Origin of the sequence: Ruania alba (genome assembly GCF_900105765.1) — a bacterium.
Lineage (GTDB): Bacteria > Actinomycetota > Actinomycetes > Actinomycetales > Beutenbergiaceae > Ruania > Ruania alba.
In genome coordinates, this window is sequence record NZ_FNTX01000001.1 from 889,851 (window position 1) to 913,190 (window position 23,340).

Below are 23,340 nucleotides of genomic sequence, written 5' to 3' on the forward strand. Positions count from 1 at the left end.
GTCGAGTAACGAACCAAAGAACGGAGGTCGTCGTGTTCGACGGACGCGACCCGATCTACCTGCAGATCGCCGACCAGATCCGTAGCGATGTCGTCGCAGGGCGACTCCACGAGGGGGACCAGGTGATGTCTACCACCCAGTACGCCCAGACGTACCGCATCAACCCCGCCACCGCGGCGAAGGCGTTCACCGAGCTGGTCGACGACGGGGTGCTCTACAAGCAGCGTGGCGTCGGCATGTTCGTGGCTGAGGGGGCGAGCGAGCGGCTGCGTGCCTCCCGGCGCGCCACCTTCGTCGACGAGCGGCTCGTCCCGGTGCTGCGTGAGGCGCACGAGCTGGGCATGCAGACCGACGACCTCATCGCACAGATCCGGAAGGTGTTTCCATGAGGGACGCGACCGAGGCCGGGCTTGCCGTCGACCTCGACCACGTGGGTGCGAGCTACGGACGCACCGAGGCGCTGGACGGAGTCAGTGCCACGATCCCGAAGGGGTCGATCACCGGGCTGCTCGGCCGGAACGGCTCCGGCAAGACCACCCTGCTCTCGTTGCTGGCGTCACTACGGCGCCCCAGTTTCGGGCGTGTCCTGGTCGACGGGCGGGATCCGTTCGAGGACGAGGCGCTGATGGAGCAGGTCTGCCTCGTCCGGGAGTCCGGTGACGTGCTGCCCGAGGAGCGCATCGCGGTGAACCTTCGGTATGCCGCCTCGGCGCGCCCGAACTGGGACGAGGACCTGGCCGGCCGGCTCCTCGACGTCTTCGAGCTGCGCGCGCGGGACACGGTGAACCAGCTCTCCCGCGGGAAACGCTCCGCCCTCGGCGTCGTCGTCGGTCTTGCCTCCCGGGCGCCCCTGACCATGCTCGACGAGGTGCACCTGGGCATGGATGCGCCGTCCCGGTACGCGTTCTACGACGCGCTGCTCGAGGACTATCTCGCCCATCCGCGCACCATCGTTGTCTCCAGCCACCTGATCGATGAGCTGGACCGGATGCTCGAGCACGTCATCATCCTGCACCAAGGTCGCACATTGGTGGCCACCGACGTGGAACGTCTCCGGGCGCGGGGTGTGAGCCTCACCGGCCGGACGGCGGAGGTCACCGCGCTGGTCCGCGATGAACCATCGCTGGAGGTGCTCTCCGAGCGCAGCCTCGGCCCCACCACGGAGGTGACCGTCATCGACCGGGCGCCCGCCGGGCCGGACCCGGACACTCTCGCGCGACTGCGCGGCAGCGGTGTCGAGATCGGGCCGGTGGGCCTGCAGGACCTGTTCGTCCACCTGACCGCCTCATCGGAGACCGTCTCATGAACCGCTCGTCCACTTCCTCCGACATCACCGGTCTCACCGGCGGCGCGATGCGCCTCGCCGGGCGGCCGAACCCGGCCCTGCCGCAATGGTGGCGCACGATGCGCTGGATGCTCGGCATGCAGGCCTATCTCGCCGTGTGGTTCTGGGGTGTCATCCTGGTGCTCGAGGCCGCGGCGCTGCTGATCTTCGGCCGCCTGGACGCGGTCACGATGTCCTATCTCCAGTTTGCCGTGCACGGGACGCTGTGGTTCCCCTTCGCGATGATGATCACCATCACTGCGGCGCAGCTGACCGTGCACGTCGCTGCCGGGATGACCCGGAGGTCCTTCGCCGTGGCGGCGGTCGGCACTGCGGCCGTCATGGCTCTCGGGTACGGGATCGTGCTCGCGGGAGGCATGGTCGCCGAGGGGGCGCTCTACCAGGCCATGGACTGGCCGCACGTGCACGTGGCGAACATGGAGACGTCCGGGAACGGGTTCCTCGAACCGTGGACCCACGGTTTCGCCACCTCGGCCGTGATGTACGCCGTCCGCACTTTCTCCGGAGCCGTGGCCGGTCTTCTCGTCGGGATCGGCTACTACCGGTACGGCCCCTGGCGCGGGACCGCCCTCCTCCCGCTGACCGCGCTGCCGGCGCTGCTGGGCCAGGACGCGATCGTCGACCTGCTCGGCGGGGCCGTCGGCTGGCATCCGCTCACCCTCGCGCTGCTCGGTCTCGTGCTGCCCCTGCTCGGTGCTCTGGCGTACCGCCGACTGACCCGTTCGGTGCCGATCCGAACGATGGGAGGAACCTGAGATGACCCTCGCAGAACCTGTGATCGAGATCGCCGGCCTGCACAAGTCCTATGGCAGCACTCGCGCTGTGGACGGGATCGACCTGATGATCCGGCGTGGCGAGATCTTCGGCATTCTCGGACCCAACGGTGCCGGCAAGACCACCACGGTCGAGCTGCTCGCGGGGCTACGTGATGCCGATGCCGGCACCATCACCGTGCTGGGGACCGACCCGCAGCGTGACCCGGCCGTACTCCGCGAACGGCTCGGTATTCAGCTGCAGGCATCCCGGTTGCCGGCGAAGATCCGCGTGCGAGAAGCTCTCGAGCTCTACGCCTCGTTCTACGCCGACCCAGCCGACCCTCAGGACCTGATGGACCAGCTAGGGCTCACCGAGAAGGCCGACTCGGGTTTCGCGTCGCTCTCGGGTGGTCAGCAACAGCGCCTGTCGATCGCCCTGGCTCTCATCGGCAATCCCGAGATCGCGATCCTCGACGAGCTCACCACCGGCCTGGATCCGCAGGCCCGCCGGGAGACCTGGTCGCTGATCGAACAGGTCCGTGATCGCGGTGTCACCATCGTGCTCGTCACCCATTTCATGGACGAGGCGGAACGCCTCGCCGATCGGCTGGCGATCATCGACGCCGGCCGTGTGGTCGCCGAGGGCAGCCCCGCAGACCTCACCGCCCTACCGGAGGACCGCCGTCGGTTCCGGATGCGCCTCCCCAGCGTGGGTGACCTCGATCCGACGGTCGTCCAGCTCAACCAGCTGCCCGAGGTGCGCTCCGTCGAGCGCACGGGCGACGAGATCGAGGTCGTCGGGAGCCGCCGGGCGCTCCCGGCTGTGGTGCTCGCCCTGGCCGATCGCGACGTCGTCCCGGAGGAGGTCCGCACGCTCACCCGGTCGCTCGAGGACGTCTTCGTCGAGCTGACCGCCATCCACCCTCAGGAGGTCTAGGTGTCCGTTCTCGATCCGACCCGCCCGGCGCGCATCGTCCCCCGCGGCTCCAGGCAGCTGCTGCGCACTGAGACGAAGCTGTTCCTGCGCGATCCGGGCTCGGTCTTCTTCGCCCTCGTGTTCCCGGCGCTCGTCCTGCTCGGGGTCGGCCTCGTCATTCCCGGGATGGACGAGGTGATCACCGATCCCGGACCGCTGCAGGGCCAGCCCACGATCGTGGTGATGCTTCCCGCCGTGCTCGCCACGGCGATCGCCACACCGGCCCTGACGACTGTGCCGGTGACGCTCGCGACCTACCGGGAACAGGGCATCCTGACACGGCTGTCCACCACTCCGATGCGCCCGCAGGGTGTGCTCGCGGCGCACCTGACGATCGGGGTGACCACGTTCCTGGTGGCCATCGCCCTTGCTCTCACCGTCGGTGCGGCGGTCTTCGGGCTCCCGAGGATGGGACACCTGCCGGCCACGGTGGGCGGCATCGTCCTCGCCGCCGTGGCCGTCTTCGGCCTGGGCCTGATCATCGCCGCACGCGCCACGAAGGGCAGCACCGCCCAGGCGTTCGGGATGCTGCTGTACTTCCCGATGCTGTTCTTCGCGGGCCTGTGGACCCCGCGCCCGATCATGCCCGACGCCGTCGCTGCAGTGGCCACGTGGACGCCACTGGGTGCGGCGAGCCAGGCCATCGAGGAGGCCTGGTTCACCGGCCAGGTGCCATGGCTCCCGCTCGGCGTGCTGTGCGGCTATGCCGTGGTCACCGTCGTGGTGGCGGTGCGGCTGTTCCGCTGGCGCTGATCATCACCCCAGCGGGCGGGGCCGGTCGTTCCAGTACCCCTGTGCGTGCACTCGCCTGCGCGCGATCCCGGCGGCGGTGAGCTCCTCCCGCAGTCGCGCCACGTGCTGGCTCTCGGTGGCCGACCACGCGTAGAACCTGTCACCGAGCTCGCGTGCCGCCGCACCGTGCGCCCCGACCCACGCGTGCACCGCGGCCACCAGAGCGGCGCCGCCGGCCTGGCGGGGCTCCCGGTGCACGATCTCGACGGAACGCCCCGGCCCCGTGCACACCTCCCGCACCCAGTCGATGTCGCCGAGGTCGCCCGTCTCAAGCACGATCTCGGCCCGGACGCTGGACGGCAATGCCGACGCGATGCCCGCGATCGCGGGGAAGGCGGTCTCGTCGCCGGCGAGCAGCACACGGGTGGCGCTGCCCGGGCGCCACTGCACCCCGTGGCCCTGGCCCCGGTCAAGCCGGTGGTCCGGTGCGGAGAGGAACAGCGTCTCACCCGCACGGGTGCTCTGGGCCCACCGACTGGCCGGCCCAGGGCTGGCATGGCAGTACATGTCCAGGTCCAGCTCGGCTCGCTCCGGGCGGGAGGCGGAGACGGTATAGCTGCGGAGCACGGGCCGCCGGTCGGCGGCGACAGCGCGCCAACGGCGCCGCCAGCTGTGTTCGGGCTGGCCCGCCAGCAGCTCCTCCGGCCAGCCGTGCCCGGCCACCGGGAGCAGGATCTTCAGGCGCTGGTCGAGTCCGCGCGGGGTCACGTGGTGCAGGCCGGACCCGGCGAGCCGGATCCGCAGGAAGGCAGGGGAGAGGCGCTCGACGGCGTCCACACGGGTCTCGAAGAGGACGTTCGGGGAGTGCTGGAACGGGCTGGCCATCGTGGCGAGAGGCTACCGCGACGGGCGGCCGGCAACCCGGTGGCACCGTGGATGGGCGAGTGTCGTGGCGTACCGTCGGTGAGCGACATCACGTGCCAGCACCGACCGCGGCACCGGTCGAAGTAGAGACTGCACCCTGGCATCTGGCAGAATGACCCGCTGTACCCGCGTGTGTCCGGCCCTCTCACCGAACAGCTCGCGTGTCCCGAGTCAGGCTGATCACCCCGCCCCACGGGTCGGTCGGCATGCTCACCCCACACGAACCAGGAGTGACCACCACTGTGGCCGTCAAGATCCGTCTGAAGCGCCTCGGCAAGATCCGTGCGCCGTTCTACCGTGTCGTCGTCGCCGATTCCCGTAAGAAGCGCGACGGACGCGTGATCGAGGAGATCGGTAAGTACCACCCCACCGAGGAGCCCTCGCTGATCGACATCGACGGCGAGCGCGCTCGTTACTGGCTCGGTGTCGGCGCGCAGCCGTCCGAGCAGGTGCTCGCGCTGCTGAAGGTGACCGGTGACTGGCAGACCTTCAAGGGCCTTCCGGGCGCCGAGGGCACTCTGCAGACCAAGGGCGATGGAGCCGACGCCGCCGCGGAGGCCGTGAAGGCCGCCGAGGCCGACGCCGAGCTCCGCAAGGCCAAGGCTGCCGAGGCCAAGGAAGCGGCTGCCAAGGAGGCTGAGGCCCCCGCCGAGGAGCCTGCTGCTGAGGAGCCGGCCGCCGAGGAGCCAGCCGCTGAAGATCCTGCTGCGGAGGCCAAGGCCGACGCCGACACGAGCGAGGCCTGATCACCACCATGCTGGCCGACTCGCTCGAGCACCTGGTCCGCGGCATCGTGGACAACCCCGACGACGTCCGAGTCTCCGCGAAGACTCTCCGGCGCGGTGAGCTGCTTGAGGTGCGGGTGAATCCCAGCGACCTCGGCCGCGTGATCGGCCGGTCGGGTCGGACCGCGAAGTCGTTGCGCACCGTGATCGGTGCGCTCTCCACCGACGGGCCGGTCCGGGTGGACGTCGTGGACGTCGACCGCCGGTGACATCGCCTTCAGGCCCGCCCCGCACGTCGGGGCGGGCCTGAGGTATGTCTGTGCCCAGAAGTCCCGGGGCCGGCATCCTCACAGCCACCCACGCCACAGCGTGAGACGCGACGGCTACGACCGTCAGGGGTCGCCGTCGTGGGCCAAGATGGAAAGGTGACCGAGCCTGTGAACTCCTTCGACCCACCTCGCCTCGTGCGGATCGCCACCGTCGGTGCCCCGCACGGTTTGCGTGGGGACGTCCGGGTGAGCGTGCATACCGACGACCCGCACGGGCGGCTCGCTGTCGGTGCACGGCTGACGACAGGGGACACCAGGACGCGTGAGTTCGTCGTGGCCGCGCTACGCCATCAGCAGCAGCACGTCTACGTCCGCTTCGAGGGGGTCGCCGACCGGACTGCCGCTGAGGAACTGCGAGGTCTGGAGCTGTACGCCCCGCCGAGTGAGGATGAGCCAGGCGCGTGGTACCCGCATCAGCTCGCCGGACTGCGTGCGGAGCGGCCCGACGGGCGGCTGCTCGGCGCCGTCGAGGGGATTCAGCACCTGCCGGCGCACGACGTTCTGGTGCTCCGAGAAGCGACCGGTGAGCGCACCCTCGTCCCGTTCGTCAGCGAGATCGTGCCGACGGTCGACGTCCCGGGCGGGCGCGTGGTGATCGACCCACCGTTCGGGCTGCTCGCCGCCGAGCAGGAGGGCACGCGGTGACCGGGCGCATCGACATCGTCTCGATCTTCCCCGGCTACCTGGCACCGCTGGAGCTCTCCTTGGTGGGTAAAGCGCGCCAGGACGGGCTGCTCGACGTCACCGTGCATGACCTGCGGGACTGGACCAGCGATAGGCATCGGACCGTGGACGACACTCCGTTCGGCGGTGGCGCCGGAATGGTGATGCGACCGGACGTCTGGGGCCACGCTTTGGACGAGGTGCTCGGCGAGCAGGACACGCCAGCGGGGCAGTCTCTGCTGATCCCCACCCCGGCCGGGGAGCGGTTCACCCAGGCGATGGCGGAGGAGCTCGCGCTGCAGGTGTGCGCGGGCGGGCAGCTCGCGATCGCGTGCGGTCGCTACGAGGGGATCGACGCGCGCGTCGCGGAGCACTACGCCGAGCAGGAGCACGTCACCGTCCGAGAGGTCTCCATCGGCGACTATGTGCTCAATGGCGGCGAGGTGGCAGCCTTGGTGATCACCGAGGCGGTCGCGCGGCTGCTGCCCGGGGTGATCGGCAACCCGCAGTCCCTGGTGGAGGAGTCGCACGGGTCGGCGGGTCTCCTCGAGTACCCCGTCTACACGAAACCACCGTCCTGGCGCGGCCTGGAGGTGCCTGAGGTGTTGCGCTCGGGAGACCACGGCCGGATTGGTACGTGGCGCCGCTCCCGCGCCGTCGAACGCACCGCCCGACGGCGTCCCGACCTGCTGGTGCGGCACGCGCCGCCCCAGGTGCGCCTCGCCAAGGGCGTGGACGCCGAAGCAGTCGCCGACGTGGCCGCACGGACCTTCGCGCTGGCCTGCCCACCGGACCTGCCCGCTGCGGACGCGGAAGCGTTCGTGGCCGAGCACCTGGATGCCGTGGCGCTGCGTCGGGCACTGCGGGCACGTGACCGGGTGCTGCTCGTGGCCGAGGTGGCCGGGGCCGTGGTCGGGTACTCGATGCTCGCGCTGGGGCACCCGGAGGCCGCCGACGTGCGCGCCGTCGTCTCCGAGGACGCAGGAGCCGAGCTGAGCAAGTGCTACGTCCTACCTGAGCACCACCGCAGCCCTGTCGCGGCGGAACTGATGACGGCCACACTGGCTGAGGCGCAACGACGCGGCGTCCAGTCGGTCTGGCTCGGAGTGAACCAGGCCAACGAACGCGCTCAACGCTTCTACCGCAAGCACGGATTCGCACGGGTGGGCGCGCGACGTTTCACCGTGGGCACGCGCGTAGAGGCGGACTACGTGATGGAACGCACACTCGCGCCGCAGATTTCTCCCGGGCGCCGCGCTGTGGCAGACTAGGCCCTCGCGTGCGGGCTCTGCGATGCCTCTGCCACAGGGGAGCGTCGATCATCAGCCCAGGCACGCCCCATCGAGACTCGGCGGCCTGAGCCGCCCGGATCAGCGCGGGTGACCTGTGGCAGCCGCGGGAAGGCAAAGCATGAACACCCTGGACGCTGTCGACGCCGCTTCGTTGCGCACTGACATCCCCTCCTTCCGTGCCGGCGACACCTTGAAGGTGCACGTCAAGGTCGTGGAAGGGAACCGCTCCCGTATTCAGGTCTTCCAGGGCGTCGTGATCGCGCGTTCCGGTGCCGGCGTTCGTGAGACCTTCATCATTCGCAAGGTCTCCTTCGGCGTCGGTGTGGAGCGCACCTTCCCGCTGCACTCCCCGGTGATCGACCACATCGAGGTCGCCAGCCGAGGCATCGTGCGCCGCGCGAAGCTGTACTACCTGCGCGACCGTCACGGCAAGGCCGCGAAGATCCGCGAGCGTCGCGAGACCCCCTCCGCCTGAGCCGCATCGCCGGGGCCCGTCAGGGTCCCGGCGAGCGTGATCGCGGGCCCGGCCCGCTCGAGGAGAACGGGGCCATATGGGTACTGAAGGCGATGCGGGGGACACCTCCGCTGATGAGAGCGTCCCCGACGACGGTGCCGGGGACGCCGCGGAGCAGTCCGGTGAGGACCGGTCGGCACCGACGCGCCGACGCCACCCCGTGGTGACCTTCGTGCGCGAGAGTGTGGTGGTGCTGGTTTCAGCGCTCGTGCTCTCCTTGGTGGTCAAGTCCTTCCTCGCCCAGGCCTTCTACATTCCGAGCGAGTCCATGGAGCACACCCTCGAGGTGGGCGACCGACTGGTCGTGAACAAGCTGGCCCCGGACGTGATGGACCTCGAGCGCGGTGACGTCGTCGTCTTTCTCGACCCCGGTGGGTGGTTGGACGTCCCACCGCAGGAGTTGTCCCAGTTCGAACAGGTGCTCACCTGGATCGGTGTGCTGCCCGAGCACGCTGACGAGCATGTGATCAAACGTGTCATCGGGCTGCCGGGCGATCACGTGGTCTGCTGCAGCGATGACGGCCTCGTCACCGTCAACGACGTTCCGATCACCGAACCGTACGTCGCCGACGGTGCCGCGCCCAGCGAGCAGGAGTTCGACGTGACGGTGCCTGCGGGCCATCTGTACGTGCTGGGCGACAACCGGCCGCGGTCGAAGGATTCGCGCTACAACGGCGGTTCGGTCGGCGGAGGGTTCGTCCCGGTCCGTAACGTGGTGGGTACCGCATTCGTGATCACTTGGCCCCTGGAACGCATCACATGGTTGACCGACCCCGACGAGACGTTCGCCGACGTCCCCGATCCGTCGTGACCGCACGGCCGCCGGGACGGCAGGCTGAGCGTGAGCTGCTCGAGCACTACCCGCTGGTGGCGGGGATGGACGAGGTCGGTCGCGGTGCGCTTGCCGGGCCGGTTTCTGTCGGCGTCGCCGTGGTGGATGCGGGCACGGGGCGGATCCCGGCGGGTCTGCGGGACTCGAAGCTGCTGCGGCCGGCGGCCCGGGAACGACTGCAGGCGCCGATCCGGCGATGGGCGGTGGCCAGCGCTGTGGGCCACGCCAGCCCCGCCGAGATCGACCGGGTCGGGATCATTGCCGCGCTGCGGTTGGCCGGGACTCGAGCATTGGCCGCGCTCGCCGAGGCCGGCTGCGCACCGGGTGTGGTCCTGCTGGACGGCTCCCACGACTGGCTGACCACGCCGCCGCATCTACCGCAGCCGGAGCGAGGCACCCCGCCGGTGCGTACCCAGGTCAAAGCGGACCTGCGATGCGCCGTCGTGGCAGCAGCGAGCGTGCTCGCCAAGTGTGAACGGGACGCGATGCTCGTGGACGCTCACGAATCGTTCCCGGTGTACGGGTGGGCGGGGAACAAGGGCTACTCAGCCCCCGACCACCTGGATGCTCTGGCCGAGCATGGTGCCTGTCCGATGCACCGGCGCAGCTGGTCCCTGCCGACCGGCCCCCGGCCGGTCGCTGCGGAGCTGCCCTTCGACGAGCTCGAGCCTGAGGCTCCGGTCGATCCGGGCGTGGAGGGCACGTCGGGTCCCGTCCGGCACGCCGAAGAGGGCATGATGGAACGGTGAGCAGCGAGGATCTGGAGAACTACGAGACCGACATGGAGCTCGCGCTCTACCGCGAGTACCGCGACGTTGTCAGCCTCTTCTCCTACGTGGTGGAGACCGAACGGCGCTTCTATCTGGCCAACCATGTGGACCTGCAGGTGCGGTCGGCCGGTGGCGAGGTCTTCTTCGAACTGACCCTCGGTGATGCGTGGGTCTGGGACGTGTACCGCTCGGCCCGGTTCGTGAAGTCGGTGCGGGTGGTGACCTTCAAGGACGTCAACGTCGAGGAGCTGGCCAAACCTGACCTGGAGCTTCCCGGCTGATCGGTCGGGCCGCAGACCGGCCGTGGCAGGTGCGGGTCGTAGCCTGATACGTCGCCCGTCCACAGGGACGCCGCGATGGTGCGGTATCCACAGCACCCCGGCCGGGCCCGGTCGTCCCTGCCTCCGCCGCCACAGGATGGTGGCTCGGAGGTGGTCGCAATGGCGGCGAAGGATGAGCTGGGACGCGTCGGAGAGGACGTGGCCGCGGACTGGTTGACGCGATCCGGCATGGAGGTGCTGGACCGGAACTGGCGGTGCCGCGAGGGCGAGATCGACCTGGTAGCCCGGGACGGCGATGACCTGGTCGTGGTCGAGGTGAAGACCAGGAGGACCCTGACCTTCGGGCACCCGGCCGAGGCTGTGACCGCGGCGAAGCTGCGCCGGCTCCGCACGCTGGCTGCCCGGTGGCTGGCCGCTCACGAGGTCCACCCAGCAGGTCTGCGTCTGGACGTCGTGGCGATCTGGCGGCCGGACGGCGCCCCCACCCGGGTGCAGCACCTGCGAGGGGTGGGTTGATGGGCACGGCCGGCGGCACCGGTTCCAGGGGCCTGGGCAGGACGACCTCTGTCGCACTGGTGGGCCTGGCGGGGCACCTCGTGGAGGTGGAGTCGATGCTGACCTCCGGTCTGCCGCACGTGCAGGTGATCGGTCTGCCGGACACATCGCTGGGTGAGGCACGTGAACGGGTGCGGGCCGCCGTCGTGGCCAGCGGGATGACCTGGCCGATGAGCCGGTTGGTGATCAGCCTACGACCGGCCTCGCTCCCGAAGGCGGGATCGGTGCACGATCTTGCGATCGCGGTGGCGGTCTTGGCGTCGGCCGGGGCGTGCCATCCAGGTCGGCCGGCCGCAGCAGTGCACCTGGGCGAGCTCGGCCTGGACGGGCGCGTGCACCCCGTCCAGGGGATCCTGCCCGCGGTGGCGGCCGCCGTCGCGCAGGGGCGCCCCGAGGTGGTGGTTCCGGCCGCCAATGCCGACGAGGCGAGGCTGGTGCCGGGCGCCGTGGTCACCCCGGTGCGCCACCTGGCCGAGCTCGCAGCGCACTACGGCGTGACTGATGCGGTGGTGCCCCGATTGCCCGCGTCCGCTGAGAGACCTGCCCTACGCGTCGAGCCGGCGCCACCGGACCTGGTCGATGTGCTCGGGCAACCGGAGGCACGGCACGCGCTCGAGGTTGCCGCGGCCGGTGGCCATCACCTGCTCATGGTCGGCCCGCCGGGAGCAGGGAAGACGATGCTCGCTGCGCGCCTTCCGGGACTGTTGCCCGATCTCTCCGAGAACGAGGCGGTGGAGGTCACCTCGGTGCATTCGGTGGCCGGCACGTTCGACCCGGCTGCCGGCCTGATCCGGCGGCCCCCGTTCGAGGATCCGCACCACACCACCACGCAGGTGGCGCTCGTCGGCGGTGGGAGTGGGGTACCGCGCCCGGGAGCGATCTCTCGCGCACATCGCGGGGTCCTCTTGCTCGACGAGGCTCCAGAATTTGGGCAACGGGTGCTGGAGAGCCTGCGCCAGCCTCTGGAACAGGGACAGCTGGTGATCGCTCGCTCCCGGGGCACTGCGAGGTTCCCGGCGCGCTTCCAGCTCGTGCTGGCAGCCAACCCCTGCCCGTGCGGACGAGCGGTGGGACGGGGGATCGAGTGCACCTGCAGTGCGCTGGCGATGCGCCGCTATGCGGCGCGGTTGTCGGGGCCGCTGCTGGACCGGATCGATATCCAGATGGAGGTGGGCCCGGTGACGCGCGCCCAGCTGGCGGCCGGAGAACCGGGGGAGCGGACCGCAGTGGTTGCGCAGCGGGTGCTGCGTGCGCGGGAGCGACAAGCCCACCGGTGGCGTCACCACGGGTGGCGGACCAACGCCGAGGCACCGGGGCGCCTGTTGCGCGAAGCCGCCCGTGCTGCCGATCCTCGCGCGTTGGCCACGCTCGAGCGGGCACTGGAGCGCGGAGTGCTCACCTTGCGCGGGTTGGACCGGATCGTGCGCGTGGCTTGGACGTTGGCCGACCTGGCCGAGCAGGAGAAGCCCGGGCAGGACGAGATCGGCGCCGCACTGGCGCTGCGCACGAGGGGGCAGCATGGCTGAGCGGTGGGCATTCGACGTCGACGACGAGGTCCAGGCCCGGGCAGCATGGAGCCGGATCGCCGAGCCGCGGGACCGTGCCGCCGGGGTGGTGGTGGCCGGTCTCGGCGCTGCTCAGGCACTACGGTGGCTGGCCGGGGCAGCACGGGGCCGTGGCACGGGGGCAGCACTCGGTGCGGTCGCCGGGCTCGACCCGGTGCTCACCCCGGCGCACTGGTCCGCTGCTCTCGCTCGCTGGTCCTCCCGGCTCGTGGGTCTCGATCCGCGACGTGAGCTGCAGGTGATCACGCGGTTGGGCGGACGCGTCCTGATCCCCGGTGCACCGGAGTGGCCGCCGACGCTGGACGATCTCGGGGTGGATCGGCCGCACTGCTTGTGGGTGCTCGGAGACCACAGGGCACTCCATCGCCCCGCGACTGCGCTCGTGGGAGCCAGGGCGAGCACGGGCTACGGGGAGCAGGTCGCTGCCGACCTTGCTGCAGGACTGGTCGACCACGGCCGCGGCGTCGTCTCCGGTGGAGCGTTCGGGATCGATGCCGTGGCGCACCGCGCCACGATGGCAGTACGTGGGGTCCCGGTAGCGGTGATGGCCGGCGGCCTGGACCGGTTCTATCCGGCCGGGAACGCGCGACTCCTCGCTGAGGTAGCGCGCCGCGGGGCGGTGGTGAGCGAGGCGCCGCCCGGAACCTCGCCGATGCGGCAACGCTTCCTGTCCCGGAACCGGTTGATCGCGGCGCTGGCCGAGGCCACGGTCGTGGTCGAGGCCTCCTGGCGCTCCGGGGCGCTGAGCACGGCACATCACGCGCTCACCATGGGGCGGGCGGTGGGTGCCGTCCCGGGTCCGGTCACATCGGTGGCGTCGGCCGGGTGCCACCGGCTGCTGCGGGAGGGGGCCGAGTGCATCACCGACGCTCGCGAGGCCGTGCAGCTGGCGGCGCCGATCGGCACGACGGATGAGGTGGCACCGAGCGTTCCGCCGGGGCTGCTCGACGATCTGGACGAGGAACAGGCACAGGTGCTGGATGCGTTGCCGGCCCGGGCCGCTGCCGACCTCGACGCGCTGGTCCGCTCCAGTGGTGTGGCCGAGGCTCGGGTGCGCAGCGCCCTCGGATATCTCGAGCTCGCTGGGCGAGTCTGCCGGGACGGACCCCGATGGCGCCGGGCAGCGGGCTGAGCGACGTCGTCGCCCGGACCACCGCCCGGCGCCTTCGGATCAGGTGCCGGCGATGCCCGTCGTGGAGATCGACTTGATGATCTGGCGCTGGAAAAACATGAACAGCACGATCAACGGCAGTGCGGCCAGTACAGCCTGGGCCATGTTCGCGGCGTACTGAATGCCGTAGGCACTGATCACCGTCTGCAGCCCCACCGGGAGCGTCATCAGCTCGGACTTGTTGATCACGATGAACGGCCAGAGGAAGTTGTTCCACGCCCCGATGAACACGAAGATCGAGACGGCGCCCAGGATCGGTCGGGAGAGCGGGAGCACGATCTGCACGAGGATGCGCATCCTGCTGGCACCGTCGACAAGAGCGGCCTCCTCCAGCGCACGGGGGATCTGGTCGAAGAACTTCTTCAGGATGAACACCATCGGGGCGGCGATCACCTGCGGGAGGATCACACCCCAGTAGGTGTCCACCATGTTGAAGACCAGCATCTGCTGGAACAGCGGAACGATCAGGATCTGTCCGGGGATCATGATCGAGGCGATGATCACGGCGAGCAGCGCCTTGCTGCCGGCGAAGTCGAACCGAGACAGCGCGTACCCGGCCAGTGCCGAGATCACCACCGTGATGAGCGTGACCGCCGATGCGGTGAGCAGCGAGTTCCACGCCCAGCGCGGCACCAGACCGGCGCTGAGAGTGGTGGCGTAGGCATCCAGCACCCACCCGCTCTCGGGCAGCAACGTGATCGGGAAGGCCGCAGCCTCCCCTTCGGTCTTGAACGAGGTGATGGCCGCCCACACCACCGGGATGAGCCACATCACCGCCAGGATCGCCAGGATGACGAGTGCGACGATGCGTCCGGTGGTCATCGGCCGCCGTCGTCGCGTACGTGCCGCGGCCCGGGGACGGGCCCGCGTGGTTGCGGGGGCGGGGATCGTTGCGCTGGTCATGACTTCACACTCCGACGCGAGATGGCCACCGTGTAAGCCACGGAGATGGCGATGATGATGAAGAAGAAGATGTAGCTGATAGCAGAGGCGTAGCCGAGCCGGTAGCCGGTGAAGCCAGCCTCGTAGACGTATTGCAGGATCGGGCGAGTGGCGCCTGCGGGTCCACCACCGGTCATCTGGTAGATCTGATCGAAGATCTTCAGTGACGCCAAGATCTGCAGCACCACCACCAGCACCGTGGTGGGCGCGAGTTGCGGCAGCGTGATGTGGGTGAACTTGCGCCATGTGCCGGCGCCGTCGAGCGAGGCCGCTTCGTAGAGCTGGTCCGGGATGGCCTGCAGAGCGGCCAGGTAGAGCAGGAAGTTGAATCCGATCGTCCACCACACGGTGGCGATGACCACGCCGTGCATGGCCCAGTTCTCGTCGTTGAGCCACTGGACCGGCTCGAGCCCGACCCACCCGATCATGGTGTTGAGCAGACCGAGCTGCGGATTGAAGATCCACTTCCAGAACAGCGAGATCACCGTGGAGGCCAGCAGGTACGGCAGGAAGAAGCTGAGCCGCCAGAACCACTGGCCCGGCAGGCCCACGTTCACCAGGACGGCGAGAGCCAGTGCGATCACCACGAGCGGGATCGAGGAGAGCACCGTGAACCAGAGGGTGTTCCCCAGCGAGGACCACACCTCGGGGTCGGCGAACGCCTCGACGTAGTTGTCCACCCCGACCCAGCCGGTGTTCGCGCCGGTGAGGGTCAGCCCGGTGAAACTCATGTACAGGCCGTAGATCGTCGGCCAGACCAGGAACAGGATGAAGAAGAACAGGAATGGGCTGCAGTAGAGCCACCCGCGCAGGTTCTCCGCGCGATGCCGCAGGCGCAGGCCTTCGCGAGTGACGGATTCTGTTGGGGTTGCCGAGCGGGGAGCTCGGACCGGAGTTGCGCTCATTGGTGAGTCCTCCTCAGACCGGGCTCGGCTTGGCGAGCAGGGCGTTGATGCGGTCGACGAACCCATTCCAGCCGTCCAGCGGCGACACGCTGCGCGCGAAGACGTTCTGGATGTACTCGCCGAAGTACTTGTGGAAGTCGCCACCGGACCCGGAGAACCACGCCGGCGGGTCGTACACCAGGAACTCAGTGGCGTCCGCATAATGCGACTGGGGAACCAGGTCGTCGTAGGCGGGACTCTGCACCACCGGGGAGTAGGCGGGGATGTGCCCGGCATCGGCCCAGGCGAGGGAGCCCTTGAGCGTCTCGGCCACGAACTGGTGCACCCACCGTCGCTTCTCCTCGTCCGGATTGCTCTGGTGCGGAAGGATGAATGCGTGCGAGTCCGCGTAGGCGCTGGGCTGGCCGAAGACGGCGGGAATCACCGTCATGTCGAACGGCACCCCGGCCGCGCGGTAGTTGCCGGTCTCCCACACGCCGCCGAAGAACATCCCGGCACTGCCGGTGATGAACTCGGAGATGGCGGTACCGCCGTCGTGGCTGTCGTTGCCGAGCTCGCCGTCGATCAGGGAGAGGATCCACTCCAGCGTGGCGATCGCCGTCTCCTCGTCGTACTGCATCGTGCCGCCCACGGGGAGCTCGATCGTCGCTCCGGTCTGGGTGTAGTAGGTGTAGAACATCCGCCACATGTTCGAGCCATCACCCAGGTAGCCGAATGCCAGGCCGTGCCCACCGTCGGTGGCGGCGCCGAGCTCGCGAGCGAGGTCACGGAACTCCTCGGGCTCACTGACGTCCACGAGCAGCCCGTCCGAGCCGAGCGCTCCGGCGCGCTCGGCGATCTCGGTGTTGTAGTAGAGCACGAACGGGTGAGAGTCCAGGGCGATCGCGGTGAGGGTACCGTCGAAGACGTTCTTGTCCCAGATCAGCTCGGGGAAGTCCTCCTGCGTCACGCCGAACTCGGCCAACAGGTCGCCGTCCCACGGGTCGAGCAGGCCACCCGGGGCGTATCCCGGCACCCGCGCGGCGTGCATGATCGCCAGGTCGGGGGCACGTCCACCGGCTGAGGCCATCGCGAGCTTGGTGTAGTACGGCGAGCCCCATGCCAGTACGGTCTGGGTGACGTCGACATTCTCGTGCGCGGCGTTGAAGTCGTCCACCAGGCCGCCCATGGTGACTCCGTCTGGGCCGGAGAGCAGGTGCCAGTAGGCGATGGGCAGCGTCCCGGAGGCTGTTCCTGAGGCGGCGCAGGATCCGAGAGCCCCAGCGGCGGTCAGGCCTGCTGCGCCGGTCAGCAACGACCGGCGACTCAGGAGTGGTCCACCCCGTGGGGTGCGGGCAAGAGAGCTACGTTGCATGAACCCACGTCCTCGTGGTCAGCGATCGACGTCTTTCGTCGATCGGCGTGATCAGTACGTTCGGTTGTGACCCCCGTCACAATGTGTGGGCTACCGTAGCGCGGTGTGTTGTTAACGTCAACATCCGCTGAATCGCGCGAGAAGGGGCCTATTGACGGCGTCTCGCCGGCCAGTCCCGCGAGTCGCCGTCCGATGGTGTCGTGCCCGTGCCAGGCTTGAGCAATGGTGAGCCGTGCGGCGGGCGCCCCCGGAGAACGGGCCGGGGACGCAGGATTGCTGGAGGCGTTCGAGTCCTTCCTCGACGCCCAGCGAGGCCTGTCCGCACACACGGTGCGCGCGTATCGAGCAGACGTGCTCACCCTGCTGGCCAGCCTGCCGGCCGACGGTCGGCAGGTGCCGGCCACGGATCTGCAGCACCTCGATCTCACCGCACTGCGCAGCTGGCTTGCGGAGCAGTCGGGGCGGGGGTTGGCCCGTGCGACCTTGGCGCGCCGGGCGGCATCGGCACGCACCTTCACGGCCTGGGCGCACCGCACCGGACGCCTGGCCTCAGACCCAGGGCTGCGCCTGCTTGCACCCAAGCCGGACTCCGTGATCCCGGTCGTGCTGGAGGTCGACGAGGCCGCCGCGGTGCTGGAGACCGCACGTGCCATGACCGCTGACGGCGATGCCGGGCCGGCAGCGATCCGGGACTGGTGTGTGCTCGAACTGCTCTACGCCAGCGGTGTGCGAGTGGCTGAGCTGGTCGGGCTCGATGTGCACGATGTCAATCGCGCGGACCGGCTGATCCGTGTGCTCGGCAAGGGCGGGAAGGAGCGGATGGTCCCCTTCGGAGTGCCGGCCGGTCGTGCCCTGGAGTGCTGGCTCGAGGCGCGGGCCACGTGGCCGACCCGGGATGCCGACGCAGATGCCCTGTTCCTCGGGCAACGCGGCGGTCGCCTGGGGGCGCGGCAGGTCCGGGACATGGTGCACCGGATGACGGCGGTGGCCGGTGTCCGCGACCTGGCTCCGCACGGATTACGTCACTCCACCGCCACCCACCTGCTGGCGGGGGGCTCGGATCTGCGGTCGGTCCAGGAAGTGCTCGGGCACGCCTCCCTGTCGACCACGCAGCGCTATACGCACATCTCAGCGGACCGGCTCCGGTCGGCCTTCAGCCAGGCGCACCCGCGCGCCTAGTCCGACCGCGCCGCGGATCATCGGTGGTGATCGGATAGAGCCGGATCTGCACGGGCCCCGAGAGCAGTGTCAGGGGATCTAGGTAGTATCCGGCGCCCGCCCGTGCGCCCCAGTGCAAGCAGCCGGTGCAGTGCCCACCTGTGCTGACCGTTCCGATCAGGTCCCCGGCCACGACGGCGTCCCCCACCTCGACCGTGGGTGCGACTGGTTCGTAGGTTGTCCGTAGGCCACCCGGGTGCTCGAGCGAGACGACCGGGCGGTCGACAACTGCACCGGCGAACGCCACCACGGCGGTACCGCTGGCGAACACCGGCTGGCCCGTCTCGGCCGGGATATCGACGCCGCGGTGGCCGGCTGCCCATGGTGCCGGTGGGCGGTCGAAACCGCGACGGACAGCTTCTGCGGGGTCTTCCGGAACTGGTGCCAACGGCCATCGGTGTGTGACCGGAGGGCCTGCCTCGGTCGGTGTGGTTCCGCCGGTGCCGGAGTCGAGCGCACCCGTCGTTGCTGGTGGTGCACCGAGGATGACGGCGGTCGTCAGCGCCAGGAGCCCCGGCAGCTGTCCACGACGGAGGCGTGCATGCCTGCGCCGTGGACTGCGGGATTCAGGGCGCCGGGAAGGGGAATCAGAACGCAACGAGGTGGGCATGGGCCCAGCACATGACACGTCGCCGTGCTGTGGTGCGCCGGGCAGTGGGTCTTGTGGACCGGCGCGCATCCAGCCCCACGTGTGGACAGCCTCGTTCCGGGCGCGTCCGTCGCGTTCTGACGGTCAATGCCGAGGTGCCTATCGGGTACGATATGTCCCGCAGGTGGTGCGCCCTCGGGCAAGCCGCCTGACATCGCGCGCTCACTGACCGGCTGAACGTCGGGGTCGTGGTGCGAGGTCCGGAGAGATCCGGTGCCCGCGACCGTGAGCACCAGGAGAGAGGTGTGCACCGCACACCCGAATGACAACCGAAATCGTGCCCGGTTCGCTGGGCACCGAATGCGCGGGCAGTCGCCCGCGTCAGGAAGGACGAGCCATGGCCGTCGTCACCATGCGCCAGCTCCTCGAGAGCGGCGTCCACTTCGGGCACCAGACCCGTCGGTGGAACCCCAAGATGAAGCGCTTCATCTTCACCGAGCGCAACGGGATCTACATCATCGACCTGCAGCAGTCCCTGCAGGACATCGACCGTGCCTACGACTTCGTCAAGGAGACGGTCGCGCACGGCGGCACGATCCTGTTCGTCGGTACGAAGAAGCAGGCCCAGGAGGCCGTGGCCGAGCAGGCCACTCGCGTGGGGATGCCCTACGTCAACCAGCGTTGGCTGGGTGGCATGCTCACCAACTTCGGCACGGTCAGCAAGCGGCTCTCGCGCCTGAAGGAGCTCGAGGAGGTCGACTTCGACGACGTCGCAGCGAGCGCTTTCACGAAGAAGGAGCTGCTGATGCAGCGCCGCGAGCGCGACAAGCTGGCCCGCACCCTGGGCGGTATCCGCGACATGGCCAAGTTGCCGTCGGCCGTGTGGATCGTGGACACGAAGAAGGAGCACCTCGCGGTCGCCGAGGCGCGCAAGCTGAACATCCCGGTGGTGGCCATCCTGGACACCAACTGTGACCCGGACGAGGTCGACTACCCGATCCCGGGCAACGACGACGCGATCCGCGCCGTCACCCTGCTGACCCGGGTGATCGCCGACGGTGCGGCCGAGGGCCTGGTGGCCCGCCACGGCGGCGGCAGCGCGAACGCACCGGCCGACGCCGAGCCGCTCGCCGAGTGGGAGCGAGAGTTGCTCGCCGCACACGAGTCCGAGGGGGCCGAGAAGTCCGCCGGCGCGGAGGGCGCTGCCGCGACCGACGCACCCGCGACCGACGCGCCCGCTGCTGAGGCCCCGGCTGCTGAGGCTCCGGCTGCTGAGGCTCCGGCTGCTGAGGCTCCGGTTGCTGAGGCTCCGGCTGCTGAGGCTCCGGTTGCTGAGGCGCCCGCCGCTGAAGCCCCGGCTGACGAGACCCCGGCCGCCGAGGTCACCCCGACCGACGAGCCTGCCGGCGACAACGCCCAGGACTGACTCACCGACGGATCTTTCGAGAGGATCATTCATGGCGAACTACACCGCCGCTGACATCAAGACGCTCCGTGAGCGCACCGGTGCCGGCATGCTCGACGTCAAGAAGGCCCTGGACGAGGCGGACGGCGACCTGACCAAGGCGCAGGAAGTCATCCGCGTCAAGGGCCTCAAGGGTGTCAGCAAGCGCGAGAGCCGCTCTGCCTCGGACGGCCTTGTCGCCGTCAAGATCGTCGACGATGCCCAGGGGCAGGTCGGCGTGCTGGTCGAGGTGAACTCCGAGACCGACTTCGTCGCCAAGAACGACGTCTTCGTCACTCTTGCCGACCAGGTGGTCAGCACGGCTCTTGAGTCGGGCGGCACCGATGTCGAGCAGGTGCTCGCCGCTGAGGTGGACGGCCGCGCGCTCTCGTCCGTGGTCGACGACACGGCCGCGACCCTCGGTGAGAAGGTCGTGGTGCGTCGGCTCGCTCGCGTGAACGGGACCAAGGTCACCGAGTACCTGCACCGCACGAACAAGGACCTGCCGCCGCAGGTCGGCGTGCTGGTGGCCAGCGACGAGGCCGGAGCGGCAGTGGCGCGGGATGTGGCGATGCACATCGCGGCTTTCTCGCCCACGTTCCTCAGCCGCGACGACGTCCCGGCCGACAAGGTCGCCGACGAGCGTCGCATCGCCGAGGAGACCGCCCGGAACGAGGGCAAGCCGGAGCAGGCGATCCCGAAGATCATCGAGGGCCGTCTGAACGGCTTCTTCAAGGAGGTCGCACTCCTGGACCAGCCGTTCGCGAAGGACCCGAAGAAGACGGTCGGTCAGATCGTCTCCGAGGCCGGCGGAACCCTCACCGGTTTCGCTCGGTTCCGCGTCGGGGCCTGACCCGAGCAGCAGTGTGGCCCCGGCCCCGTGCGGGCCGGGGCCACACGCATACCCGGGCCCGGGAACATGGTTCTCCACGTACCATCACACCTGGGGACCACTCGCCCGTGACAACCACGGCGAGGCGATCCGTCCTGCTGCACACCGCCGTCGGTCCTTGACCTTGCTGGAGGAAGTTCTCGATGAGTACCACCCCCGTCCACCCACGTCGCGTCCTGCTCAAGCTCTCCGGTGAGGTCTTTGGCGGCGGCGCCGTCGGCCTTGATCCCGGGGTCGTCGCCTCCGTGGCACGAGAGATCGCCGAGGCGGTACACGATGGGGTGCAGGTGTCCGTCGTGGTCGGCGGGGGGAACTTCTTCCGTGGGGCCGAGCTCTCTCAGAGCGGGATGGACCGGGCCCGGGCGGACTACATGGGCATGCTCGGCACCGTGATGAACTGTCTGGCACTGCAGGACTTCCTGGAGAAGGCCGGGGTGAACACGCGGGTGCAGACCGCGATCACCATGGGGCAGGTCGCCGAGCCCTACATCCCGCTGCGGGCCATCCGGCACATGGAGAAGGGCCGTGCAGTGATCTTCGGGGCCGGCGCGGGGATGCCCTACTTCTCCACCGACACCGTCGCCATCCAGCGCGCCTTGGAGACCCATTGCGGCGAGGTCCTGGTCGGCAAGAACGGTGTGGACGGTGTGTACACGGCTGATCCCCGCGTCGATCCCGCGGCCACCCGGATCGACTACCTCACCTTCGACGAGGCCATCCAGAAGGACCTGCGAGTGGTCGACTCCACCGCCCTGGCGCTGTGCCGTGACAACGACCTGACCATGCGGGTGTTCGGGATGAACGACCCAGGGAACGTGGCCGGAGCGCTCAAGGGTGAGAAGATCGGAACCATCGTGACGTCTCAGCCCCGGCCGAGCGAGCCGAACCCGTCCCTGCAGAACAAGGAGCAAGCGTGATCGACGACACCCTCCTCGAAGCCGAGGAGAAGATGGAGAAGGCCGTAGAGGTCGCTCGGGAGGATCTCGCCGGGATCCGCACCGGGCGTGCGAACGCCGGGATGTTCACCAAGATCGAGGTGGACTACTACGGCGCGCCCACCCCGCTGCAACAGCTCGCCTCGATCACCATCCCCGAGGCGCGCACGGTGCTCATCGGCCCGTACGACAAGAGCGCGATGGCCGCCGTGGAGAAGGCGCTGCGGGAGTCCGACATCGGCGCCAACCCGAGCAACGACGGCAACGTGATCCGCGTCGTCCTGCCGCAGCTCACCGAGGAGCGGCGGCGTGACTACGTCAAGCTGGCCAAGTCCAAGGGGGAGGACGCGCGCGTGTCAGTGCGCAACATCCGCCGCCGGGCCAAGGAGGAGCTGGACCGGATCGCCAAGGACGGCGAGACGGGCGAGGACGAGGTGAACCGTGCCCAGGGCGAGCTCGACGCGCTCACCAAGAAGCACACCGACCTCGTCGACTCGTTGCTCGCCGGCAAGGAGAAGGAACTGCTCGAGGTCTGAGCGCTGACTGTGACTGAGCCCGAGACTCCTGACGCGCCGAACGATCCGCCAGCGGCGTCGACGCGGCGCGCCCAGCGGCGGGCCGAACGGTCTGCTCAGTTGGAGGCGGAGCTTGCGGCGCACACCTCGGCCCGGCGCGCTCGGACCATGGCGGTGACCGGACAGGTACCGATCGGCACCGTCGCGCTCCCGGCTGCACCTGCCACGACGCCGGAACCGCGACAACTGCTGGCAGGGGCATCCGCTGATCGACCCTCTCGTACGGGGAGGAACCTGCCGGTCGCGATTGCGGTGGGCCTGGGTCTTGGTGCGGTGCTGGTCCTGTCGCTGTTCCTGCGCAAGGAGGTCTTCCTCGGCCTCGCTGTCCTCGCCTGTGGCGTCGCTCTGTGGGAGCTGGATCGTGCGCTGCGCACGCGCGAGGTCCGGCTCCCGTTGCTTCCGTTGCTGGTGGGGACGGTCGGCATGCTCGTCTCGGCCTATTCGGCGGGGATCGAGGCGCTTCTGGTGGCGTTCCTCCTCACCGCTGGCGGTGTGTTCGTCTGGCGGGTGCTCGACGGCGGGGGAGTGGTGGCACTCCGGGAGGCGACCACGGGCATCTTCGCGGCCGCCTACATCCCGTTCCTGGCCGGGTTCCTCACCATCATGCTCTCCGCCGACGACGGTCCCTGGCGGGTGCTCCTGGTGATCGCCCTGGTGGTGGCCAACGATGTCGGCGGGTTCACCGCCGGGGTGCTGTTCGGGCGACACCCGATGGCTCCGACGGTCAGCCCGAAGAAGTCCTGGGAAGGGGCTGCCGGTTCCCTGCTGCTCGCAGTCGCCGTCGGGGTGGGGTTCGCCGTGCTCCTGTTCGACCTGCCGTGGTGGACCGGGGCGCTCATCGGTGTGGGTGCAGTGCTCGGGGCGACGGCCGGCGACCTGGCCGAGTCGCTGCTGAAGCGGGACCTCGGTGTCAAGGACATGGGCACCACCCTGCCCGGGCACGGGGGAATCCTGGATCGGGTGGACTCGGTCCTGCTTGCCGCTCCCGTGGTGTTCGCCGTGCTGTTGGTGGTGCACCCGGCGTGAGGTGCCGACCCGTCTGGGAGGATGGAGCATC

The 23,340-nt window shown here is 69.5% G+C and carries 27 protein-coding genes and 1 pseudogene; 23 read left to right on the forward strand and 5 right to left on the reverse strand.

What is annotated here, in order from left to right:
* Positions 1-32 precede the first annotated feature (32 nt).
* From BLU77_RS04140 to BLU77_RS04160, 5 genes are read left to right on the forward strand one after another with little or no spacing between them, the layout of a single operon-like run.
* A complete protein-coding gene (locus BLU77_RS04140) occupies positions 33-389 on the forward strand; it encodes a GntR family transcriptional regulator (RefSeq protein ID WP_089771817.1) in 357 nt (118 codons plus the stop codon).
* Positions 386-1,306, forward strand: a complete 921-nt coding sequence (locus BLU77_RS04145) for an ATP-binding cassette domain-containing protein (protein WP_089771818.1) — start codon at positions 386-388, stop codon at positions 1,304-1,306. The genes BLU77_RS04140 and BLU77_RS04145 overlap by 4 nt, the downstream gene beginning before the upstream one ends.
* Positions 1,303-2,100 (forward strand): hypothetical protein, encoded by a 798-nt coding sequence (locus BLU77_RS04150; RefSeq protein WP_089771819.1) that lies wholly within the window; start codon positions 1,303-1,305, stop codon positions 2,098-2,100. Before BLU77_RS04145 ends, BLU77_RS04150 begins: the two co-directional genes overlap by 4 nt.
* Before the next feature lies 1 nt (position 2,101).
* Positions 2,102-3,037, forward strand: coding sequence for an ABC transporter ATP-binding protein (locus BLU77_RS04155; protein WP_089771820.1), 936 nt, complete (start codon positions 2,102-2,104; stop codon positions 3,035-3,037).
* Positions 3,038-3,829, forward strand: coding sequence for an ABC transporter permease (locus BLU77_RS04160; protein ID WP_089771821.1), 792 nt, complete (start codon positions 3,038-3,040; stop codon positions 3,827-3,829).
* Positions 3,830-3,832: 3 nt separating this feature from the next.
* On the opposite strand, the gene BLU77_RS04165 is transcribed toward BLU77_RS04160, so the two are convergent.
* On the reverse strand, positions 3,833-4,693 hold the full coding sequence (locus BLU77_RS04165; protein ID WP_089771822.1) for a siderophore-interacting protein: 861 nt from the start codon (positions 4,691-4,693) through the stop codon (positions 3,833-3,835).
* 281 nt (positions 4,694-4,974) lie between these two features.
* On the opposite strand from BLU77_RS04165, the gene rpsP reads away from it, so the two are divergent.
* The 12 genes and pseudogenes from rpsP to dprA all read left to right on the forward strand — a co-directional run bounded on the left by rpsP (position 4,975) and on the right by dprA (position 13,390).
* Positions 4,975-5,478: a 30S ribosomal protein S16 gene (gene rpsP / locus BLU77_RS04170; RefSeq protein WP_089772963.1), complete on the forward strand. Its 504-nt coding sequence runs from the start codon at positions 4,975-4,977 to the stop codon at positions 5,476-5,478.
* An 8-nt stretch (positions 5,479-5,486) separates the two neighbouring features.
* A complete protein-coding gene (locus BLU77_RS04175) occupies positions 5,487-5,726 on the forward strand; it encodes an RNA-binding protein (RefSeq protein WP_089771823.1) in 240 nt (79 codons plus the stop codon).
* Positions 5,727-5,882: 156 nt separating this feature from the next.
* Positions 5,883-6,431, forward strand: a complete 549-nt coding sequence (gene rimM / locus BLU77_RS04180) for a ribosome maturation factor RimM (RefSeq protein WP_245708659.1) — start codon at positions 5,883-5,885, stop codon at positions 6,429-6,431.
* Positions 6,428-7,144: pseudogene (trmD, locus tag BLU77_RS23305) on the forward strand (tRNA (guanosine(37)-N1)-methyltransferase TrmD); the annotation flags it as partial. The gene rimM and the pseudogene trmD, both read left to right, overlap by 4 nt.
* Positions 7,145-7,291: 147 nt before the next feature.
* The gene (locus BLU77_RS23310; RefSeq protein WP_245708777.1) at positions 7,292-7,720 is read left to right on the forward strand and encodes a GNAT family N-acetyltransferase; all 429 of its coding nucleotides are present in this window, start codon (positions 7,292-7,294) and stop codon (positions 7,718-7,720) included.
* 139 nt (positions 7,721-7,859) lie between these two features.
* Positions 7,860-8,216 (forward strand): 50S ribosomal protein L19, encoded by a 357-nt coding sequence (rplS, locus tag BLU77_RS04190; protein WP_089771826.1) that lies wholly within the window; start codon positions 7,860-7,862, stop codon positions 8,214-8,216.
* A gap of 76 nt (positions 8,217-8,292) precedes the next feature.
* A complete protein-coding gene (gene lepB, locus BLU77_RS04195; RefSeq protein WP_089771827.1) occupies positions 8,293-9,066 on the forward strand; it encodes a signal peptidase I in 774 nt (257 codons plus the stop codon).
* Positions 9,063-9,836, forward strand: coding sequence for a ribonuclease HII (locus BLU77_RS04200; RefSeq protein ID WP_342741443.1), 774 nt, complete (start codon positions 9,063-9,065; stop codon positions 9,834-9,836). Before lepB ends, BLU77_RS04200 begins: the two co-directional genes overlap by 4 nt.
* A complete protein-coding gene (locus BLU77_RS04205; protein ID WP_089771829.1) occupies positions 9,833-10,138 on the forward strand; it encodes a DUF2469 domain-containing protein in 306 nt (101 codons plus the stop codon). Before BLU77_RS04200 ends, BLU77_RS04205 begins: the two co-directional genes overlap by 4 nt.
* Positions 10,139-10,288: 150 nt before the next feature.
* Complete coding sequence (locus BLU77_RS04210; RefSeq protein ID WP_217632358.1) at positions 10,289-10,654, forward strand: YraN family protein; 366 nt, start codon at positions 10,289-10,291, stop codon at positions 10,652-10,654.
* Positions 10,654-12,219, forward strand: coding sequence for a YifB family Mg chelatase-like AAA ATPase (locus BLU77_RS04215; RefSeq protein ID WP_089771831.1), 1,566 nt, complete (start codon positions 10,654-10,656; stop codon positions 12,217-12,219). Before BLU77_RS04210 ends, BLU77_RS04215 begins: the two co-directional genes overlap by 1 nt.
* Positions 12,212-13,390 carry a DNA-processing protein DprA gene (gene dprA, locus BLU77_RS04220; protein ID WP_089771832.1) on the forward strand — a complete coding sequence of 393 codons (1,179 nt, stop codon included), beginning with the start codon at positions 12,212-12,214 and terminating at the stop codon, positions 13,388-13,390. Before BLU77_RS04215 ends, dprA begins: the two co-directional genes overlap by 8 nt.
* Positions 13,391-13,429: 39 nt before the next feature.
* Here dprA and BLU77_RS04225 read toward each other — a convergent pair whose 3' ends face one another.
* From BLU77_RS04225 to BLU77_RS04235, 3 genes are read right to left on the reverse strand one after another with little or no spacing between them, the layout of a single operon-like run.
* The gene (locus BLU77_RS04225; protein ID WP_089771833.1) at positions 13,430-14,332 is read right to left on the reverse strand and encodes a carbohydrate ABC transporter permease; all 903 of its coding nucleotides are present in this window, start codon (positions 14,330-14,332) and stop codon (positions 13,430-13,432) included.
* The gene (locus tag BLU77_RS04230; RefSeq protein ID WP_089771834.1) at positions 14,329-15,276 is read right to left on the reverse strand and encodes a carbohydrate ABC transporter permease; all 948 of its coding nucleotides are present in this window, start codon (positions 15,274-15,276) and stop codon (positions 14,329-14,331) included. Before BLU77_RS04230 ends, BLU77_RS04225 begins: the two co-directional genes overlap by 4 nt.
* A 13-nt stretch (positions 15,277-15,289) precedes the next feature.
* Complete coding sequence (locus BLU77_RS04235; RefSeq protein ID WP_089771835.1) at positions 15,290-16,630, reverse strand: extracellular solute-binding protein; 1,341 nt, start codon at positions 16,628-16,630, stop codon at positions 15,290-15,292.
* A gap of 222 nt (positions 16,631-16,852) precedes the next feature.
* Between BLU77_RS04235 and BLU77_RS04240 the strand changes: the two genes are divergently transcribed.
* A complete protein-coding gene (locus BLU77_RS04240) occupies positions 16,853-17,809 on the forward strand; it encodes a tyrosine recombinase XerC (protein WP_089771836.1) in 957 nt (318 codons plus the stop codon).
* Here the strand turns inward: BLU77_RS04240 and BLU77_RS04245 are convergent.
* Positions 17,784-18,458 carry a M23 family metallopeptidase gene (locus BLU77_RS04245; protein WP_089771837.1) on the reverse strand — a complete coding sequence of 225 codons (675 nt, stop codon included), beginning with the start codon at positions 18,456-18,458 and terminating at the stop codon, positions 17,784-17,786. The genes BLU77_RS04240 and BLU77_RS04245 overlap by 26 nt on opposite strands.
* Positions 18,459-18,834: 376 nt before the next feature.
* Here BLU77_RS04245 and rpsB point away from each other — a divergent pair, with 376 nt between their 5' ends.
* The 5 genes from rpsB (at position 18,835) to BLU77_RS04270 (ending at position 23,309) form a co-directional block, all read left to right on the forward strand.
* Entirely contained in the window at positions 18,835-19,863 is a 1,029-nt protein-coding gene (gene rpsB, locus BLU77_RS04250; RefSeq protein WP_089771838.1) for a 30S ribosomal protein S2, read from the forward strand.
* A 31-nt stretch (positions 19,864-19,894) separates the two neighbouring features.
* A complete protein-coding gene (tsf, locus tag BLU77_RS04255; RefSeq protein ID WP_089771839.1) occupies positions 19,895-20,734 on the forward strand; it encodes a translation elongation factor Ts in 840 nt (279 codons plus the stop codon).
* Between the two features lie 182 nt (positions 20,735-20,916).
* Positions 20,917-21,690, forward strand: coding sequence for a UMP kinase (pyrH, locus tag BLU77_RS04260; RefSeq protein ID WP_089771840.1), 774 nt, complete (start codon positions 20,917-20,919; stop codon positions 21,688-21,690).
* Positions 21,687-22,244 (forward strand): ribosome recycling factor, encoded by a 558-nt coding sequence (gene frr, locus BLU77_RS04265; protein ID WP_089771841.1) that lies wholly within the window; start codon positions 21,687-21,689, stop codon positions 22,242-22,244. The genes pyrH and frr overlap by 4 nt, the downstream gene beginning before the upstream one ends.
* A 9-nt stretch (positions 22,245-22,253) precedes the next feature.
* A complete protein-coding gene (locus tag BLU77_RS04270; protein ID WP_342741444.1) occupies positions 22,254-23,309 on the forward strand; it encodes a phosphatidate cytidylyltransferase in 1,056 nt (351 codons plus the stop codon).
* Positions 23,310-23,340: the final 31 nt, after the last annotated feature.